This is a genomic window from Paraburkholderia sp. BCC1884 (assembly GCF_900996225.1).
GTDB lineage: Bacteria > Pseudomonadota > Gammaproteobacteria > Burkholderiales > Burkholderiaceae > Paraburkholderia.
The window spans coordinates 240358-257879 of sequence record NZ_CAAJGL010000101.1; the positions used below are offsets into that span (position 1 = coordinate 240358).

Consider the following 17522-nt stretch of genomic DNA (forward strand, 5'->3'; position numbering starts at 1 on the left):
GTTCTACGGATGAACGCCTTTTTCGTCGTGTCGGGAAACTGCCTGGAAGTCAGGCCATCTGCTGCAGCAAGGTTTGCTTGAACTGGCCGAGCGTGTGACGCGACAGCAGATCTTCGCGCGCCGAGGGCACCGCTTCCTGCGGATGCGGCCACGAGGTCATGGTTTCGGTAATCGCACGACCGATCGAAGCAGAGCTCAGGTCGCTCAGAATCGGCCCCAGTTCGCAACGCCGGCTGAACCAGCCGATCAATCCGTCTTCAGTCGCAATCACAGGCTTGCCGAAGCGGTATGCCTGCACCAGCACACCGCTCATGCCGTAGTGACCCTTGTAACCGAGCCAGACTGCGTCGCAGGCCGAGAACAGATCGCGCTCGATGTCGTTCGAAATGAACGCGTCGAGCACGAGCGGCGCCGGTGTCAGACTGCGCACGTGATTGCGCATGAAGTGGCGCGTGCCGGCGTCCTGCTCGCCGGCGACGATCAGCGTCGGCGCATGTTCCAGACGCGTCAGCGCATGCACCAGTTCGTAAATGCCCTTGCGTTCGGTGATCGCGCCGTACACGAGCAGATATTGCTGCGCCGGATCGAGCCCGAGCCGCGCGCGCGCCAGCACGGGATTTTCCGCGTGCTCGTCCGGAAACGGATCGGCCACATAGGCGATCTTCGCACTGCCCTTCGACGCACTGCGCGCGGACCATTCCGGCAAGGTGGGATCGATCGTCAGCAGGGTGCGCAGTCCGGTGGTGCGGATCGCGCGCTTGAAGAGCTGCGCCTTGATCGCGTTGACGAGCGGACGATCGGGCGCCTTGATGCCGACCTTGTGATGATGAAAGGTGGCGCGCATCGTGATGCCGATCCACGGCGTCTTGCCGAACGGCGAGCCGAGAAACGGCAGCGAATAAAAGAAGTAGTCGACGTAGGGCACGACCACGAGGCGGATCGACTGCATGCGGCTGAGGATCGAATACACGCGCTTGAAATATCGGTGAAAGCGCCAGTATTCGTTGGGGTCGCCAAATAGGCCGCGCGGTTTCTCCTCGGGGTCGACAAATGCAATCTGCTGCTCGGGACGATTGGCGGCCGTGATCTGACGGGCCAGCCGGTGGTCCTCGTTCGCGCATTCGGTCACGAGAATGCAGGGATAGCCGGCCTCCGCGCAGGCTTGCATGGTCCACTCGACATACCGCCAGCGATGGCCGGTGAGATTGGGTTCCACAATCAGGACGTAGTCTTGTTCCATCGCGTCGGTAGCCATGTGCGTTGGGAAAAAAAGTGCCCGGTCGCCGGTTGTGCCGCGGCGTCAGCTGAACCACGTTAGCATCGCCGATAACTATGGAATCGCCTATTTGACCCGTTTTGTGGGTAAACGTACCAGGGCGCGTCGGCTTCGGCTGAACTGGCCTAGCTGATGGCGGTTGTCGCCGATTCTCTCGCGGTAAGGTCGTGCATAGAGTTCGTTGAAAAACATCGCCAGCCTGGCTGGTGCGACCTAACTAATTATGCGCCGGCGGCGTTCACAGCGAAGCGTTATATCGCCATGAGCCCTGCAACAACGGCGTTGCGATTCGACGGAGATTCAGCTTGCGGGCGATCAGGCTTCCGGCGCTCTCGATAGCGGGCAGCTTTGGCGCGAGTGCTGCGACGTGGGTGCTGCTTCAGCAGTTCGCCGTGCGTGGCCTCGTGGCTATCAAATTTCTTGCCATCGGGCGCATGCTCGGGCCGGCGGCTATCGGTAGCGTCAGCGTGGCGCTGCTCGCGGTGGCCATCGCCGAGGCATTGTCCGACACGGGCCTCGCGCAGGCGGTCATTCAAGGCGAGCATCCGCCGACACGTCCGCAGCTCGGCGCGGTGTGGACCACGCTCACCGTGCGCGGCGTGCTCATCTCACTGCTGCTGGTCGCGCTCGCGCCCTTGCTGAGCAGCCAGTTCCATCTGAACGGTTCACTCGTGCTGATCCAGCTCGCCGCGCTGCTGCCGTTGCTGCGCGGGCTGGCGTCGCCCACTTATTACGTCGTGCAACGCGAGCGGCGCTTTCAGCATATTGCCGGCGTGGAAGTGGCGGCGTCGTTCGTGGATTGTTCCGTCGGACTCGCGCTAGCCTGGTTCGGTGCCGGCGCGGCCTCGGTGCTGATCGGCCTCGTTGCCGGCGAGAGCCTGAAGAGCACGCTGACGTGGGCGACCATGAAGCCGCGTCCGCCGATTCGCGCCGTGTGGTCCGGCATTGGCCACTATGTCGGGTTCAGTCGCTGGATCTGGGCGAGTAGCGTGATCAATCTGCTACTCAACCAGTTCGACAAGGTCGTGGTCGGCAAATTGCTCGGGCCGGCGCAACTGGGCAGCTATCAGATGTCGTCGCGGCTCGCGCAGATGCTGCTCGCCGATGCCGCCATCGCGATGTCGCAGTACCTCTTCCCTACCTTCGCGGCGCATCATCGACGCAATCCCCATTCGGCCTCGCGGATCATCAAGATCTATCTGCTGGTGATCGCAGTCGGCCTCGCGGCGTTCGTCGAAGTGCTCAGGCTGATCGCCGAGCCGCTGTTCTCGCTGATCCTCGGTGCGGCCTGGCTGCCTGCGGTACCGCTCTTCCGCATTCTCGTGATCAACATGGCGATCGGCGCGCTGATCGCGGTGCTGGTCGCTTATCTGCGCGCCATCGGCGATGCGAAGGCGACCGTGCATGCGTCCGCGATTCAGGTCGTGGTGCTGCTCGCGAGCGTGCCGTTCGCGGTGCATTATTGGGGCGTGACGGGCATCGCCTGGTCGATGACAGTCGGCCTCGGCTGCGCCGCTGCATGGATGCTCTTCAGAACGCTCAGGCCAAGGACGACATGATGCGGGTCTTTCACCTCGTTCTCGCGCCCCGGCTTTCAGGCGCCGAAGTCCTCGCGCGGGATCTCGCGATCGATCAGTGCGCCGAGGGCATGGCGGTGTGCGTGGCGTCGTTGTTGCCGGCGCACGCCGACTTTCAGCCGTTGCAGCAGGAATTGGAGACGCAGGGTGTGGAGTGCTGGTTTCCGGCTCGCCGCCATCGTCCGGCTCGCAAGCTGTGGAATCTGTTTGGCGCCGTGCGGCAGTTTCGTCCCGACGTGATTTTCGCGCACGCCACCATTCCGTCGTTTTACGCGCGTGCATTGCCGCTGCGTGTGCCGGTCGTCTATGTGATGCACTCGGCGACCAACGACTTCGAACGGCCGCTCTTCAGGCGCGTCGAGCATCTGCTGTCGGGACGCGCGCGCATGGTGATCGGCGTCTCGCAGCAGGGCCTGACCGATTACGTGCAAGCCATCGGGCCGCATCCGTCGATGACCGTTGTGCCCAACGGCGTGGACCTCTCGCGCTTCGCCTTTACCGATGGCGTCGCGCAGAATGATCATGCGCCGCAGGTCGTGCAGATCGGCCGTTATGCGGCGGTGAAAAATCAACTATCGACGGTGCAGGCTTTCAGCGAAGTGCTCAAGCAGGTCAAGGATGCGCATCTCGTGCTCTACGGCGTGATCGAAGACCCCGACTATCAAAGCGCAGTGAAGGCGCTGGTGCAGCAGTTGGGCATTGCGGAACGCGTCGTGGTGGCCGGGCCGCGCAGTGACGTGGCCAAGGTGTTGTCGGAGTCGAATGTGTTCGTCATGCCGTCGCGCTCGGAAGCGCACAGCGTGGCTTTTCTCGAGGCACTCGCTTCGGGGGTGCCAATCGTGGCGAGCCGGATTCCCGCCTTTGCTTTTGCAAATGGATTTCCGGGCGTTCAACTGGTCGACACGGACAACCTGCAGAGTTACGTCGACGCCGTCGTCGTGGCGTTAGGGCAGGCGCGCGCGAAACGCTCGCTGGCCGGCTTGACGCTCGGGGATACCGCCGCGCGTTATCGGGCTATCGCGCATCAGGTGTCGGGCCGCGTCGGACCGCTCGCACGGGTCGAGACTGGCCGTTCGTGAACGTGGCAGTTGCGTGGATGGCGCACGCCGCGTCGAAAAAATTCCAGAAATCAATGGTGGGCCGTCAGGTCACGCGGGTCGGCGGCGACCGGTTCCGGCGCGGGTTCGACGGGTTGTGCCACCTGCATTTCCGACTCGTGCATGGCCTGCGAGACGAGACGCTGTGCTTCCTTGCTGCTCGAGTCGATCATCAGCGCGTTGCCCGCGTTGTGCCACACACAATTCCAGCGTGCGATATACCCGCAGCCTCGCGCGAGGCTCAGCAGTGCGTCGCGCTGCTGTTCGCGGGCACCCAGGGCGGTGCGCAGCGTCAGCGCGTCGCGGTTGTCCGGTTGTACGGCAATTGCGGCGGCGAGACGCGCCTTCGTCGCCGACAGGTTGTTCTCCTGAAGATCGGCCCGCGCGGCCTTGATGTGCCTGGACACGTCAGCGCGCGGTTTGTCCGGCGCGTTGCCTGAGCCGCGCTTCGTTTCGGGCGTCACCATGGCGACCCGGCGCGTAACGGCGGCGGGCGCGGACGGCGCCGGTACGGAAGACGAACGCACCGGCGAGGACCGTTGTGCCGCGACCGTGGCAGGCCGCTGCACCGCGCTCGGCGCGGGCCGTTGGGCGAGCGTCGGTGCAATTTTCTGCGCGACCGTCGGTGCTGGACGTTGCGCCACCGTGGCAGCAGCCCGCGGCGTCGCGGCCGGTGCGGGCCGCTGAGCCACCGTAGCGGGACGCGCGGCGAGAGCGACCGATGCCGGAGGCTTCTGCGCAAGCATGATCGATGGCTTGCCGTTCTGCGCCTGCACCTTGCCCGACACCGCGATAGGCGTCCCCACGTCCGAGTCGTTGCTATGGATGAAGCCCAGATACACCGCCGACGTCACCACCAGCACCGACGCGCTCAATACGAGCGGCTGGCGCAGTTTCTGATAAGCGGTAAGAGCGACGACGGGCTCTTCAAGGAGTTCGTAGCGATTGGTCAGTGCGCGCGAGGACGGCGTCCAGATCTTGCGTACCGGCAGCCGGGCCGCCGGCAGATCGTCGGGGTCGCCGAGCGGAACCTTCAGAGTGGAAGCGGGCCGGGCATGCGCACCGCGTGCTTCGGCTGGACGCGTGTCGCACGCGGGACAGCGCGCGAAATGGCCGGCGAGCAGCGCACCGCAGTGGCCGCATCGGGGAGGATCGTGCTGATCGGAGGTAATGTCGCTAAGCATCGCCGTGTCGCAAAGGGGCGTCGAATGCCGGCGCCACAATCAATCGAAAACAGGCACGGCGACGAGGCTTGCAAGCAGGGTTACTGTGCGACTACGTAACCCCGCGCTTGCATGCACGCGCCATACGCGGCCCAATACTGTGTCATCGGTGGCTCGGGTGCCGGCAGCGGCGGCAGCTTGACGCTGGAGGCCGAGCTTGCGTCGTCGGCGCTCGCCACCATGGTGTCCGAGGCGCCCGTACCTGCACTTGCACTGGTGGTCGCCGACGCCGCCGTGGCCGCTGTCGCGCCCGTGCCGCTTGCGGCCGTCGCGGTGGCGCCCTGCGCTCCTTTGCCTGCCTTCGGCGCCGACGCGGCCGCTGCCACGGCGGCGGCCGAGCCCGCTTCAGGCGCGCTCGCGGCCGACGGCATGCTCGCGCCGAACGGCGCGGCCGAGAAGCTGCTGGGAGGTAAAGGTGGTTTCGACGGCACGCCTGTCGAAGACGTTTTGGTGGCGGCCGGTTTGCGCGGAGGAAGCTGTGACTCGTGCGCGATGTTGACCTTGGTCTGCCGGTTCGCCGCCGCATAGCAGGTGGCACTATCGATACTGCGCTGATAGGGGCTCTGACTGCGAACTGGATAGATAAGCGGCTGCCATGCGAAGGCAGCACTGCTAAACACTACTAGCGTCAGTACGGTATATGTTTTGAATCCCATCGCAGTCGCTCCCGCAGCGATGTTTCGCCTCTCGTAGGCAATCGCGCTTCGCGGTATGTTCTGGTGGCTACTGATTGTGCCGCTGAACGGCGGCTCACTGGCCGCGAAGGCTGCTAGTTTCAGCGTAACACCGCGCTCTGTCGATACAAGCTTTCTGATAGCGCGCGAAAACGCCATCCTGCAGTTCAAACAAGCCAAATGTGGACGGAAAGCGACGAAAGCGCAGCAGGGCGTACCGGGTGTAGGGGCTATCCCTGGGCATGCCGGGTGCTTCGCCCGCGCCATGTGAACGAGCGCTAACCGGGTGACGGCGGCCCCGCTTGAACCTCGCTGTCGACCGGCAGAAGGCAAGGGATCGCGCAACTCGCGAGCTACAATCTGAAGAATACGCATGAGGTTGCCTTGCGCTCCTGGAGCCGAGATGAAAAATAAACCGAGTCGTTTCAGCCTGCTGTGCCTCGCAGCGGCTACGTCACTGGTATTGATCACGCTTACCCCACCAGCGGCGGCGAGCGAGGAAAGCGCCGACGCCAATGCGGAAACCGCGGGTGAGCGTGCGCATTTTGCCCAGATGCATTGCGATGTGAAGCCCGAGCGTATCGGTGGTTACAAGGAACGGCTCAGGCATGTGTTGCACGACGCGAGCGATTTCGACCGAAGCTGGCAAACGGGATGGAGTCGCGGCGAGAAACAGGACATGCGTCTGGATTCACTGCGCCGCAGCGATCCGGAAGAATATGCGGCGCGAGTCAAGGCGAGCTGCGAGCGACTCAAGTGGCTCGCGAAAAATTCGTTGCGGGCACGCCCTCCGAAGTGAGCAGAAGCGCCACACGCGAAGTGTTGCGTGTGGCGCGGTGGACGTCCTCACGCCGACGATGCCCACGTGCCCTTGCGACAGGCGCTTCAACTTGCCGGCTTCTTCATCAACTTCGACGCGGCCATGTCGATCTCGTACTGCTCGTGGAGATCGAGGACGGGAAGACGCTCCAACTCTGCGTCGAGTTCGACTTCGGTCAATTGTTGATCGGGGCCCGGATTGAGATTCACGTGCTGGAATTTGCTGCCGGCGCGTTGGAGATCGACTGGCTGGATCACGCCGAGTATCTTGCCTTTGGCATCGTGCACGATAGTGAGCTTCATGATCTGTACCTTAGAGATTGGACTCGACGAATGCGTACGAGACCGTAGCGCGCGAGAAATTCATGACGAGCAGGTAGTAGGTGATGGTGCGTTGATCGTTGCTCATTTGTGACCAGAGTGTGCTGACACCGAGCTGCGCTTCGGTCGGGAAGCTCAGGGATGTCGGGCTGATCGACCAGTGAAAACTGCCGTCGCCGTTGAACGACGGCGTCAGCGGACGCACTGAAATGACGGGTAGCAGACCCGGTTCCGTGGGCAGGCTGAACGCCCATCCCTGGAGTTGACCCGCGCCTATCGTGTTGTTACCCCATTCTGTAGCCATGCGGCACCTCGCTGCGTCTGAAGAGAGAGATCGGAGAAGAGCGTGGAGCGGGCCAACGGCGGGCGCGCCGCATCCGCGCCGCGCAAGATCGACGGTGACGAACGGTCGGGCGATTGGCCACGCTCGATGAGCGCGAAAGGCGCTCGATAGGTAAACGGATGTCGGCGAAAGGTTTTCAAGCGATTGGCACCAGGCCTTATCGATGAATCCGCGAGCGCCGCCTGATCGTGCAACGACGCTTACAAATCGACGAACGCCGGCAACGCCGTGAAGCTCGCAGCAATGGCGTCCGGCACTGCGGCCAGACGCTCGATTGGCGTGCCCAGGCGGTTCATCCAGATCGTTGGGTAGCCGAACGTCTTCGCGCCCGCTGCATCCCATCCACCAAACGCGACGAACGCAATATTTTCGCGAGGCAGCCCGAAAGCATCGACACCCATCTGATACGAACGAGGGTCCGGCTTGTACGCTTTCACGAGATCGGTAGAGAGCAAGTGGTCGAATACGCCGGTCAGATCCGAATTCGCAATCGCGGCCTCCAGCATGGGCACTGTGAAGTCCGTCAACGGTGCGAGGCCGAGTCCTCGTTGCTTGAGTGTTTTGAGTACCGGGACGACGTCGGGCCATGCTTTCATGTTCACGAAGCCGGCCAATAACTGCTGACGCTGCCCGGTCGTGAGGGTGATTTTTTCGGCTTCTGCGGCGAACATCAAAGCGTCGTCGGTGACCTGCAGAAAATCCGCATAGGTGCCGGTGAGCGTGCGTAGCCACGTGTAGTCGAATTGCCGGCCGCGCCATGTCGCGACGATCGAGGCGCCTTTACCCGGGAAAAACTGTTCCATGAGTGCGAAGATGGGGCGCGGATCGAACAGCGCCAGTCCATCGAACGCGACGGCCTTGATGTTGCGTGTTGCCGCCCACGCAGGTAACGCGCTGGCCGCGGCACTGGCCACTGCCGCGCTCAGGAACGTGCGTCGTTTCATCTTCATTTCACTCCTGTCATGGCGACGCTCGCATCGGCATCGCGGATGTGCGCGCTCAAGTCGATCGGGCTGCGCCAGCCAGATGGCCGTTGCGCAACATGATGACGGTCGGAATCCCGGCGAATGGCTCGTGCCGCGAACCCGGATGCAGTCGCAGCCAGGTTCCCGCCGGATATCGCTCATCACGACTGCGCAACTCACCGCTCAGCACGAATATTTCTTCACCGTAGGCGTGGTCGTGTTCGCGCGTGCGTGCACCCGGTTCCCATTCGACCAAGGTCAGCCTATGACCGGCAGGGCAAGCCAAGCATGCGCTGCAACCGCATGCTTGAGAAGTCGCGGAACCGGTAAATGACAATCCACGAATCGCGGACAATCGAGTGGTTAGTTCGAGCGCAATTTCATCAGCGCATCGATCAGAACATCGATCCTGGCGGGTTTCGTCCGCGAGCCCGGCACGATGACATTCACCGGCAATGGGTCGGGGCGGCATTGCGGCAGCAGTTCCTGCAATGCGCCGCTGTCGAGATAACGTCGCGCCATGAATTCCGGTATCTGGGACAACCCCGCGCCCTGGACCGCGGCGTCCGCCAGCGCTTCTCCATGACTGATACGGAAACGCGACTTCGGGACAAGGGTGACGGAGCGACCCTGGTCGTTGAATTCGAGCGATCGGTCCCGCCCGCTCGTCGGCATCCGGAACGCGACAATAGCGTGTTCGGACAGGTCTGCAACATGCCTGATCTTCGGATGGGCAGCGAGATAAGCCGGGCTCGCGCACAACACCAGCGGCTGCGAATCGAATTGACGTGCGATCATGCTCGAGTCGGTTAACGTGCCGAAGCGGATCATCGCATCGAAACCTTCTTTCACCAGACTGACCTGCTCGTCCGACAGGCGCAGATCGATGTCCAGCTCCGGATAGCGTCGCTGCAACGCGCTCAGCACGGGTAACACGACTCGCGTGCCGTAGCCGATTGGGGCACCGATACGGATCGTGCCGGCGGGCTCGTCGCCAGAGGAGACGCTGTTCAGATCCAGTGCGTCGATCTCGTCGAGAAGGCGTGCGCATTTCGCAAAGAGTGCCTGCCCCTCCGCCGTCATGTGCACGGAGCGCGTCGTACGATGGAACAGCCGAACGCCCAACTCCTGTTCGAGCCGCGCGATGCTCTTGGCCACGGAGGAGGGGGCGAGCCCCAACTCCCGCGCAGCGCTCGCGAAACTGCCCTGTCTTGCGACGGCGGCAAAATTGAGGAACTGACTCAGGTTTTTCATCAACGCTATTCCCGGCAATCTGTCATCAATGAAACGGCAGTGAGGAGATCAAACGGGAGGCAGTATGCGGGTAGATTGAGCTCGTGACGAACTCAATCCTGAAGGTACCCCATGCATTTCCATAAAAGCAAACCCGTTGAATATGATTTTGGTGGCTCGCGTGCCCGCATGCTGGTCTCCGGCAAACACACGGCGGGATCGTACTGCATGATCGAAATATTTTCTCCGGCCGGCCGCGCGACACCGACCCACCGCCATCAGCATGAGGACGAGACGATCCATATGCTGGAAGGTGCGCTAGACGTCAACATCGAAGGCACGGTACACACGGTGCGGGCCGGCGAGACCTTGATCTTGCAGCGTGGCACGGCGCATCAACTGATTAACCAGGGTGAACAGACGGCGCGCTATCTGGTGATCTGCGCACCGGCGGGGTTCGACGAATTCGTCGAGAGCTGCTCCGAAGTGATCGACGCTCCCGCCGATCTCGCGCCGCCGAGTGACGCCGCGAAGGAGCGGATGCGGGCCGCCGCGCCGCGCTTCGGCATCACCTTGATGCCGCCGCAGAGCGCGCCGGTCAAGGCCGCTTGACGAAGGGCTCGACGCGTTAAACGCCTGAACTCGCTGCGCGGCCTCGCTGCGGCGAGCGGGCGGCGCGCAACTCCGACGCATCGAGGTAGAAATTCCGGTTGTCGGCCATGCGCTCGATCATGAAGTCCGGCCTGCTAGCTGCCGTCGAGGAATCCGCCGACCAGGACGTCCGCCGCATGTACGACACCAACGTTTTCGGTTTGCTGAACGTCACACGCGCCGTTCTGCCCATATTGCGTGCGCAGCGCTCTGGCCATGTGATCAATATTTCGTCGATCGGCGGCTATCGGGCGGCAGCGGGATTCGGCGTGTACTCGTCGACCAAGTTCGCTGTCGAGGGCATCACGGAGGCATTGCATGCGGAATTGAAGCCGCTCGGCATTCGCGCGACCGTGGTCGAGCCGGGCTATTTCCGCACGGACTTTCTGGATGCCTCGTCGCTGGTCGTGGCGCCCGAGGTGATCGACGACTACGACGACACGGCGGGCGCAGTTCGTCGTCGCGCCATGCAGATGAATCACAATCAGCCGGGCGACCCCGCCAGGTTGGCGAGTGCGCTGATCGAACTGGTCGACGCGCCGACACCGCCGTTGCGTTTGCCGCTCGGCACGGACACGCTGGCCGCGATCGCCGCAAAAAACGATTATGTCGCGCAGGAGATGGCGACGTGGAAGGCCTTGTCTGCGTCGACGGACTTTCCGGTCTGAGTCGAGGGACGACGCGCCGCCTGCTGGGACACGCACGGTCGAGGCGGCATCCTGTTCTTACATCGTAACCTCGGGTCATATTTCCGGTAACGAATGTAACCGAGTTCATCACTAGACTGTCGCCACATTCGGACGACCGCTGTCGGCTCGTTCGTCATTTCCGGATGGGGCTTCAGATGATTTCGATGGATCAGGCGACGTCGGCGGCAACCGCCCGGCGCGATGCGTGTGGCGTTGGCGATTACATATGGCCGACGCGCGCAAGGCGTTTGTCAGCGACATTCTTCAAGCTGCTCTATCGCTGGACGCACAGCGACGCTTACCGGCATAACGAGCGTTTGTGGCATGACGTCGGCATCACGCGCGATGCCGAGGGTTGCCTTGCCGGCATTTCGATCGGGGGTCACGAGATCGAAGTGGAGAACGCGCGTGGCTTGAGCATCGCGCGAACTGCTTCGTGTCATCTGATCGCAACTGGACCATCGGTTAACGACATCGATTACGATGCGCTCGATCTCGATCACGTGATGGGGGTCAACGGGGCTATCGCGCTACGGGACCGGCACGACATTCCGTTTGAGTTCTACTGCATCGTCGACTCGGGGTTCGTGCGCAATCGACCTGACATGGTTGCGCGCGTGGTCCGCGAGGACTTGACGCTCTTCACCACGCCACTCGTGCTCTGGTACATCGCGCAGTGTTTGCCGCTCGCGCAGATCCGCTGCCGCATTTTCCTGATTGAAGACGTTCAGTATCCGGCTCGCAAACGCTCGTTGCGCCCGCGCGATCTGCTCGACATGCAGGCGAATTCCGACGCGGTGTTGTTTGACGAAGCGGCGCCACTTGGCTTCAGCACGAATCTGAAGCGAGGCGTATTCGACGGCCGGACGGTGGCTTATACCGCGCTTCAGGCGCTTGTCTGGCTCGGGTTTCGTGAGGTCTTTCTGCATGGCGTCGATCTGGGCGATGCGGCGCATACCCCGCGTTTCTACGAAACCGTCGACACCATGCAGCCGAGTTCGCTCGATGCCCAATTCGACGCCGTCATCGAACCTTCGTTCCGGGGCGCTTCGACGCTGCTTGGATCGCTTGGTGTGGACGTGAAAAACCTGTCGCCGCAGAGTGCGCTCGGTACGGGAATTTTCGAAAAGGTCGATTGGCGAACCCTGAGGCGAACGCCCGCGATGAGGACTTCATGCGCCGCACAGCGTCGACGTGCGGCGGGGTTGTCATGAATGTCGTGCACGTTTCCAATACGCCGGTTGCCGGCAGCCCCGGCAATATCGTGTCGGCGCTCAATCGGCTGACCGATATCCGCGCGCGTCATATCGTGTTCAATAGTTCGGCGTATCGGACGCGGACGTTCGCCGTCGATATCGACTGGGAAAGCCAACGTGAAGAGGCGTTCGACGCGATCGCCGCGGCCGACGTGATTCACATTCACCAGTACTTCGCTCTTGAGAATACATTCGGCGCCGACTTTCAGCGCCACTTCGGCAAGAAAAAACTGATCCGGCAATATCATTCCGCGCCGGATCTCTGGGCGAAGGGCGATGCCGCGGTAGTGGCAAGCATTGTCAATGAAGCCGTGCCGCAACTCGTGATTGCCCAAGGGCCCGAGCGCTACTATCCGTTCGCGCGCGTGGTGCCGAACGTCATTCCGCTTCACGATTCGCGCTATCTGCCGATGGAGCCGCCCGACGGCTTGCCGGTCGTGGTGTTTTCGCCGAGTGGGCGCGCCTCCGCGTGGAAGACGAGGTGGGAAACCAAGGGCGCGCCGCAAACGCTGGCCTTGCTGCGCAAGCTGCAACGCGAAGGCTTGTGCAAGCTGGAACTGATCGTGGATCGACCGCACGACGAATGCCTTCGTGCGCGACAGCAGGCGTCGATCGTCATCGATGAATGCGTGACGGGCAACTATCATCTGAGCGGACTCGAGGCGCTTTCGCAGGGCAAGCCGACCATCGGCTATCTGGATCAGCGGGTGCAGGCGCAGCTCAGGACCATCACCGGGGCCGTGGAGTTGCCGTGGATCGACGTACGGCTGGAAGAGGCGGAACAACCGCTGCGCGAACTGCTGGCCAGCCGGAGTTTGCGCACCGCGGCGGGCGCGGCCTCGCGAAAGTGGATGGAAACGTATTACGATGACGCCGGCTTGATCCAGCATTACCGCCGGGCCTATCTCGATCTCTTCGAGGCGCCGGAGCGGTTCGGCGTGGCACGTTTCGATAGTGAGATCGAGCGGTGGCTGGCGGTGGGGCTGCCGAATCATCACTGGAGTGCGCGGCGTAGGGCACGGGCGCCGTTTGGGCGTGCGTTGAGGTCGCTGGGAGGGTGGGTGGGTATCCACCAGATTTAACTTGCGGGGCTTCTCCTGACGGAGACGTCTTGGACGCTGGCAATTTTTATCCGTGGCCCGTGAAATCTGTCAAATAACGGCCGCAACGCCTGTGAAAAGGCATTTGACCGAACCTCGACGTCTCGTGGTGGCAGACTCGAACCGTTTAGCGTCGCTAACGCGCTTACGGGGATCAAAAAATTTTGAACGACCTTGGGCGTTCTGTCTGTGTGACGAAGTCTCGCGGGTCATGTCTCAACGCCCGCGCCCAGATCTCAAACACCTCCACAACGACGATCACAGACCCCGCCAAATTAACGCCCCATAGGGGTGGATGATGGTCACGCAAATGTGGTAGCCTAAGCCCACAATTTTATATTCTTACCGCATATTATCTCCCGCGTTCGGTGGTGGCTTTTATGGCCTGCTCTCGTGAAGAGGTTTATGTGTGATGGTCGAGCCAGGCATTAAAGGCATATCTGTGCAGTGCATGCGAAAGGCGGAGATGTGAGAGAAATGGATCTTCCGAAGGTCAATCAAAATAAACGCATGATTGCAATCGTGCAATCGTGCTATATCCCTTGGAAGGGTTTTTTCGACCTTATTGCCTGCGCCGATGAGTTTATCCTGTACGACGACATGCAATACACCCGTCGAGACTGGCGGAATCGGAATCTGATCAAGACTGCTCAGGGGCTGACCTGGTTGACAGTTCCAGTAAAAGTGAAGGGAAAATATTTCCAGTCGATTCGAGATACGGAAATAGATGGGCGCGATTGGCAAGAAAAGCATTGGAAAACTATTTCGCAAAATTATCGGCGTGCTCCTTATTTTGCGGATATTTCGAAAGTTCTTGAGCCGCTTTATTTGGAGCGGCAATACGAGAAGCTATCGGAGCTGAATCGGACATTAATAGAGGCGATTTGCCCGATGTTGGGAATTCATACGCCGATTAGATGGTCTTGGGATTATAAACTTGTCGACGGAAAAACCGAGCGACTGGTGGATATTTGTGTTCAGGCAAATGGAACGGATTATATTTCCGGGCCGGCGGCGCGAGAGTATATCGACAAGAGTCTGTTTGATCGAGCTGGCGTCGACCTGCATTACTTCGATTATTCGAATTACCCGGAATATCCGCAATTGTGGAGCGGTTTCGAGCACGGCGTGACAGTGCTTGATCTGCTTTTTAATTGCGGGCCGGGCGCAGCGGATCATATGAAATTCGCGTCGTCGCCAATCACTATCAACAGCTGACGGGATCTTTCGTTATCTCTATGGACAATCTGCTTGCTCAGGTATCCAGCTATTACACGGAAAAAATCGAGCGGTTTGGCGCCCAACCGCTCGGCGTTGACTGGAATGGCTTTGACGGTCAAGTGTTACGCTTTGCGCAGTTATGCAAACTATTACTACCGGGCTCGCATTTTTCGGTCACCGACGTAGGTTGCGGCTACGGCGCACTGCTGGATTTTCTGCTGGATAACTTCGATGCGTTCGATTATGTCGGCATCGACATTTCTGAAGCTATGGTCGATACCGCGACCAAGATGCGTGAGCAGCACTCGCGGTCCAAATTTATTGTTGGCGCGGAGCCGCCGCATCCGACAGACTATGTCGTCGCGAGCGGCATCTTCAATGTCAAGCTTGGCGCCGACACCGATATGTGGCGGGCCTACATAGAGTCGACGTTGGAGGTCATGAACCGTTTTTCCACACGTGGATTCGCGTTCAACTGTCTTACCGGCTATTCAGACGCGCACAAAATGCGTGCCGATCTTCATTACGCCGATCCTTGTGAATTATTCGATATGTGCAAACGTCGTTACTCGCGTAATGTGGCCCTGTTGCATGACTACGATCTTTATGAATTCACCATCCTCGTCCGAAAATGACTATGGCAAAGCAAAGTAAGCCGCTCGTCATATTTGGCGCCGGCCAGATCGCGGAACTCGCGTGGTTTTACTTTACCAACGATTCCAGCTATCAGCCGATTGCCTTTACGGTTGATCGGGAGTTCATCGATGGCAGGGATTTCTGCGGGCTGCCGGTTGTCCCATTCGAGGAAATGACGCAGTTCTATAAAGCCGAAGACATCGACGTATTCGTTGCTCTCAGTTACGCGAAGGTCAATGCGCTGCGTACGCAAAAGGTTCAGGAAGTACGTGCGGCAGGCTATCGAACCGCTAGCTATGTCAGCAGCCGCGCTACCGTCTTTCCAGATTTTGCCGTTGGAGGTAACTGCTTCATTCTGGAAGACAACACGATACAGCCGTTCGCCAAGATTGGTGACAACGTTACGCTTTGGAGTGGCAATCATATTGGGCATCACTCGGTCATCGAAGATAACTGTTTCATCAGTTCCCATGTCGTTATATCCGGTGGGGTGAGGGTTGGGGCGGGAACGTTTATTGGCGTGAACTCAACGGTGCGCGACCACGTTTCAATTGGTGAACGTTGTGTGCTCGGGGCCGGATCGCTGATTACGGCAGATACGGAACCCGAAGGCGTTTATCACGCGCCAGCCTCCGAGCGCGCCCGCGTCCCGAGTTCCCGGTTACGCAGCATTTAATGGAGTCCGCGGTGCAGTGGAATAAGCTCGGTCGGATCTTCTGCGCGTCAGGCGAGTATCCCTGGATGCTTAGCCATGCAGCAAATCCTGTGGCCGAATGGTTGCATGACAATATCTTCCGCATCTACTTCAGTTCGCGTGATGCTGGGCGCCGCGCTCACATCGGCTACGTCGACATTGATATCAACGAACCGCAAGTGATTTTGGCCGTCTCCGATGCCCCTGTTATCGCGCCGGGAAAGGTCGGCGCGTTTGACGATAGCGGCACGTCGATGGGATGCATCGTCCACCACGAAGGACGTCGTTATTTGTATTACCTGGGGTGGAATCTCGGCGTAACCGTTCCGTGGCGGAACACAATCGGCCTGGCCATCAGCGAGGCGCCGGATGCGCCCTTCGTCAAAGTATCTCGGGTTCCTGTCATGGATAGGCACGAGGTTGATCCCTTTACCATCTCGTATCCGAGTGTCATTGTTGACGACGGAGTGTGGCGCATGTGGTACGGATCAAATTTGTCCTGGGGAACCGGCAAGCAGGAAGAGATGAACCATCTGTTCAAGTATGCCGAGTCGGATGACGGGCGCGTCTGGCGTCGGGACGGCGCGATCGCATTGCATTTCAAGGACGAGACGGAGTATGCGATGTCCAAACCGAGTGTCGTCAAGGACGTCGGCGTGTACCGGATGTGGTACTCGTATCGTGGTCTCGCGTACAAGATCGGTTATGCGGAATCTCCGGACGGCATCTCCTGGGTCCGTCGCGACGAACTGGTCGGCATTGGGCCGAGCGAATCCGGGTGGGACGCCGACGCGATCTGCTATCCGTGTGTGTTTGATCACGGGGGGGGGCGTTACATGCTCTATAACGGTGGTCGCTATGGAGACTCCGGATTTGGTTTGGCGAAACTAGAAGGCTGCGACAAGAATGCACGGTGAACGATTTTACGGCGATCAGCGGCCTGTCTCGGTCCTCGACGATCCTATTGCCTACCATCTGGAGGAGCTTTGTTCCTTGGGCTACACGGTCATCAATGACGTGCTGCCGGGGAGTGAGCTTGATGATTGGCGCAAGCGTATCGACGCGGTGTATGAGCGGCAGGAACTAGAGGTTGGGGGGCGAGATGCGTTGATCGCTATCGGAGACCAGGATATCTGTCGCGCTCCGCTGCTCTACGACCAGACGTTTCTGTCGATGGCTCGACATCAAAAGGTACTTGCCGTCATAAGCCGAATTTTTGGTGACTCGTTTATCCTGAATCTACAGAACGCGATTATCAATCGGCCCAATGAGCGCCATCAGCAAAGTGCGTGGCATCGAGACCTACCTTATCAAAACTGGGTTGCATCGCGTCCTTTAGCCATCGGCGCCTTATTTGCAATAGATCCGTTCTCTGAAGAAACCGGTAGCACCCTGATGCTTGCGCATTCGCATAGACGTGAGTCGATTCCCTCAGAGGCTTACATCCGTACACACGCGGCAACGGTGACAGCCCGACCTGGATCGGTGGTGATGTTTGACGCAATGGTGTTCCATCGTGCCGGGTATAACCGTTCCCCGCAAATTCGACGTGGCGTGAACCATCTTTATACGGTACCAATTCTGAAGCAGCAGTACGACTTTACGCGCGCGTTGGGCGACGTGTTTCGCGAAGATGCGGAATTGCGGCGTCTACTCGGATATACGTCGACCGTACCCATCGACGTTTTGCAATGGCGTAGAGAGCGCCAGACTCGAAAGACGGCGCGCTAGCGCTATTTTCGTATTA

General features: G+C 60.3%; 19 protein-coding genes and 1 pseudogene. 12 read left to right on the forward strand and 8 right to left on the reverse strand.

Annotation, left to right across the window (positions count from 1 at the left end; all coding sequences use genetic code 11):
* Positions 1-49: 49 nt before the first annotated feature.
* Positions 50-1255: a glycosyltransferase gene (locus FQ705_RS23470; RefSeq protein ID WP_144144773.1), complete on the reverse strand. Its 1206-nt coding sequence runs from the start codon at positions 1253-1255 to the stop codon at positions 50-52.
* Positions 1256-1581: 326 nt separating this feature from the next.
* Here FQ705_RS23470 and FQ705_RS23475 point away from each other — a divergent pair, with 326 nt between their 5' ends.
* A complete protein-coding gene (locus FQ705_RS23475; RefSeq protein ID WP_144144775.1) occupies positions 1582-2835 on the forward strand; it encodes an oligosaccharide flippase family protein in 1254 nt (417 codons plus the stop codon).
* Entirely contained in the window at positions 2835-3932 is a 1098-nt protein-coding gene (locus FQ705_RS23480) for a glycosyltransferase family 4 protein (RefSeq protein WP_144145778.1), read from the forward strand. Before FQ705_RS23475 ends, FQ705_RS23480 begins: the two co-directional genes overlap by 1 nt.
* 50 nt (positions 3933-3982) lie before the next feature.
* Here the strand turns inward: FQ705_RS23480 and FQ705_RS23485 are convergent, their stop codons facing one another.
* Both FQ705_RS23485 and FQ705_RS34620 read right to left on the reverse strand, forming a co-directional pair.
* Positions 3983-5134, reverse strand: a complete 1152-nt coding sequence (locus tag FQ705_RS23485) for a hypothetical protein (protein WP_144144777.1) — start codon at positions 5132-5134, stop codon at positions 3983-3985.
* A gap of 80 nt (positions 5135-5214) precedes the next feature.
* On the reverse strand, positions 5215-5829 hold the full coding sequence (locus tag FQ705_RS34620; RefSeq protein ID WP_144144779.1) for a hypothetical protein: 615 nt from the start codon (positions 5827-5829) through the stop codon (positions 5215-5217).
* Between the two features lie 421 nt (positions 5830-6250).
* Here FQ705_RS34620 and FQ705_RS23495 point away from each other — a divergent pair, with 421 nt between their 5' ends.
* Positions 6251-6646, forward strand: a complete 396-nt coding sequence (locus tag FQ705_RS23495) for a hypothetical protein (RefSeq protein WP_144144781.1) — start codon at positions 6251-6253, stop codon at positions 6644-6646.
* A gap of 86 nt (positions 6647-6732) precedes the next feature.
* On the opposite strand, the gene FQ705_RS23500 is transcribed toward FQ705_RS23495, so the two are convergent.
* The 5 genes from FQ705_RS23500 to FQ705_RS23520 form a co-directional block, all read right to left on the reverse strand.
* Complete coding sequence (locus tag FQ705_RS23500) at positions 6733-6969, reverse strand: hypothetical protein (protein ID WP_144144783.1); 237 nt, start codon at positions 6967-6969, stop codon at positions 6733-6735.
* Positions 6970-6979: 10 nt separating this feature from the next.
* Positions 6980-7291, reverse strand: a complete 312-nt coding sequence (locus FQ705_RS23505; RefSeq protein WP_144144785.1) for a hypothetical protein — start codon at positions 7289-7291, stop codon at positions 6980-6982.
* A gap of 239 nt (positions 7292-7530) precedes the next feature.
* Positions 7531-8280: a haloacid dehalogenase type II gene (locus FQ705_RS23510; protein WP_186307975.1), complete on the reverse strand. Its 750-nt coding sequence runs from the start codon at positions 8278-8280 to the stop codon at positions 7531-7533.
* Positions 8281-8329: 49 nt separating this feature from the next.
* Entirely contained in the window at positions 8330-8551 is a 222-nt protein-coding gene (locus tag FQ705_RS34625) for a cupin domain-containing protein (protein WP_260854601.1), read from the reverse strand.
* 107 nt (positions 8552-8658) lie between these two features.
* The gene (locus FQ705_RS23520) at positions 8659-9549 is read right to left on the reverse strand and encodes a LysR family transcriptional regulator (protein ID WP_144144791.1); all 891 of its coding nucleotides are present in this window, start codon (positions 9547-9549) and stop codon (positions 8659-8661) included.
* A gap of 111 nt (positions 9550-9660) precedes the next feature.
* Between FQ705_RS23520 and FQ705_RS23525 the strand changes: the two genes are divergently transcribed.
* The 9 genes and pseudogenes from FQ705_RS23525 (at position 9661) to FQ705_RS23570 (ending at position 17506) form a co-directional block, all read left to right on the forward strand.
* Entirely contained in the window at positions 9661-10140 is a 480-nt protein-coding gene (locus tag FQ705_RS23525; RefSeq protein WP_144144793.1) for a cupin domain-containing protein, read from the forward strand.
* 128 nt (positions 10141-10268) lie between these two features.
* A pseudogene (locus tag FQ705_RS23535) lies at positions 10269-10847 on the forward strand (SDR family NAD(P)-dependent oxidoreductase); the annotation flags it as partial.
* A gap of 269 nt (positions 10848-11116) precedes the next feature.
* Positions 11117-12082 carry a hypothetical protein gene (locus tag FQ705_RS23540; protein ID WP_144144795.1) on the forward strand — a complete coding sequence of 322 codons (966 nt, stop codon included), beginning with the start codon at positions 11117-11119 and terminating at the stop codon, positions 12080-12082.
* Entirely contained in the window at positions 12079-13206 is a 1128-nt protein-coding gene (locus FQ705_RS23545) for a glycosyltransferase family 4 protein (RefSeq protein WP_144144796.1), read from the forward strand. Before FQ705_RS23540 ends, FQ705_RS23545 begins: the two co-directional genes overlap by 4 nt.
* Before the next feature lie 495 nt (positions 13207-13701).
* A complete protein-coding gene (locus FQ705_RS23550; RefSeq protein ID WP_144144798.1) occupies positions 13702-14442 on the forward strand; it encodes a WbqC family protein in 741 nt (246 codons plus the stop codon).
* Between the two features lie 20 nt (positions 14443-14462).
* Positions 14463-15080, forward strand: coding sequence for a class I SAM-dependent methyltransferase (locus FQ705_RS23555; protein WP_144144800.1), 618 nt, complete (start codon positions 14463-14465; stop codon positions 15078-15080).
* A 2-nt stretch (positions 15081-15082) separates the two neighbouring features.
* Entirely contained in the window at positions 15083-15757 is a 675-nt protein-coding gene (locus FQ705_RS23560) for an acetyltransferase (protein WP_144144802.1), read from the forward strand.
* 11 nt (positions 15758-15768) lie between these two features.
* Positions 15769-16692: a hypothetical protein gene (locus FQ705_RS23565; protein WP_260854602.1), complete on the forward strand. Its 924-nt coding sequence runs from the start codon at positions 15769-15771 to the stop codon at positions 16690-16692.
* A complete protein-coding gene (locus FQ705_RS23570) occupies positions 16682-17506 on the forward strand; it encodes a phytanoyl-CoA dioxygenase family protein (protein ID WP_144144806.1) in 825 nt (274 codons plus the stop codon). The genes FQ705_RS23565 and FQ705_RS23570 overlap by 11 nt, the downstream gene beginning before the upstream one ends.
* Positions 17507-17522 lie beyond the last annotated feature (16 nt).